Below are 1,626 nucleotides of genomic sequence, written 5' to 3'. Positions count from 1 at the left end.
GGACGCCTCGAACACCTCCGCGGAATCGCCCAGGGCTTCCGCAACCTCGACCACTACATCTTGCGGTCCCTACTGCATTCCGGTCAGCTCGCCGAAAGGGTCAACGCACTCTGAAATACGAAGAGCCTCTTTAACTCGACGCTCCGCTACAAGGGCGTGGTCACAAACAATATCCACGCGGTCGCTCCGCTCCCTTATTTCGCGAACATTCTTTGCGCCCATCCCTTTCCGCTCCACATCTCGCCAAAGACGCGGCAGGTACAACACAAACCGCACCTCACAACAGAGGGTGTGCAATCGGCCAGGCTCAGCCGACGAGACTAGAGCAACGCGCCTCTACTAAGCGTGCTACCAGGCAGTACTCGGCAGTTGCGCCCCGATTGTGGCCAAGATTAAAAGACGGCTATGACCACAGAGAAGGCGACACGAGGCGACTTGAAAAAGGTTCAACTAGTCGCGTAGAGAAGTCAGAAAAGCATTGCGTAAAGCGGCATTGTTCGATACCATTGAATGAACGAAACAACAGCTCGACTCTCACAAGATAAGGACCGGAACAATGAGCGCAGAAACCTACACCATCACCGTTTACACCAAGCCCGCATGCGTCCAGTGCAACGCCACATACAAGGCACTCGACAAGGCTGGAATTGACTACACGGTCGTTGACATCAGTACCGACGACAAGGCTCGCGACTACGTGATGGCGCTCGGATACCTCCAGGCGCCCGTCGTGGTCGACGGCGACGACCACTGGTCAGGCTTCCGGCCCGACCGCGTCAAGGCCCTAGCCGCCCGCCGCGCCGCCTGACCAACAACCCACAGCCACGACTCGACGAGGAGGAACCGACATGAACGCCACCATCAACCGACCCCACACGGCGATGATCACCACGGCAGACGAACCCCTCGCCGACACCGCCCACGACGACCTCGGCGCGATCGCCGGATACCCGGCCACCGACGACGCCTACACCCAGCGTCGCAAGCTCGAAACCGACCTGCTGATCGCCCTCGCATGGGCACCCGCCGACATGGTCACCACCATCGTCCACGCGCTCGTCGGAGATCTCCCCCACCGAGTGGCCGCCGGCAGTTTCCCCGACGACCGGATCCCCACCAGCCACCCGCTGTTCCTCGACGCCGGCACCCGCGCAGTCTTCGACACCATCACCGCATTCGTCGACACCGGAAGGCCCGTCACCCCCGCCACCCTGCGTGCCGCACACACCGACCGGCGAGCCGCCGCAGTCCTCCTGGAGATCGCATCCCCATCCGGGCGGCCGCCGCTGCCCGGCAGCCCCGAAGCGCCGCACCTGGCCATCGAGCTCGTCGAGCACTGGTACCGCGCCGGATACCTCGCCTTCACCGCCCACCTCGCCGCCGCCGGCCGCGACGCCCGCGACGACGACGGCCTGGCCCGCCACCGCGACAAGCTCATCGCCATCTCGCACACCGCCGACACCCGCCGCCACGCCGTCATCACCGCACTCGGCCGCATCTAACCTCGAAATTTCATCGGGGTGACGTCCTGGCCTGTGCGGTTTCGGATGGGGGCTGCGCGGCAGAGTATGCCTGGCGGGTACGACAAGGTGGCCGAGCGTCGGTGCGTCCGGGTTCCACATCACC

General features: G+C 63.8%; 2 protein-coding genes. Both read left to right on the top strand.

All coding sequences use genetic code 11. The annotated features are described in order from the left end of the window. Positions 1-556 precede the first annotated feature (556 nt). Positions 557-808, top strand: a complete 252-nt coding sequence (nrdH, locus tag ABD989_RS17610) for a glutaredoxin-like protein NrdH (protein ID WP_345314500.1) — start codon at positions 557-559, stop codon at positions 806-808. 40 nt (positions 809-848) lie between these two features. After that, positions 849-1,502, top strand: a complete 654-nt coding sequence (locus ABD989_RS17605) for a hypothetical protein (protein ID WP_345314499.1) — start codon at positions 849-851, stop codon at positions 1,500-1,502. Positions 1,503-1,626 lie beyond the last annotated feature (124 nt).

It is taken from the genome of Gordonia alkaliphila (genome assembly GCF_039542465.1).
GTDB lineage: Bacteria > Actinomycetota > Actinomycetes > Mycobacteriales > Mycobacteriaceae > Gordonia > Gordonia alkaliphila.
This window is presented reverse-complemented; position numbering and strand designations above follow the sequence as displayed.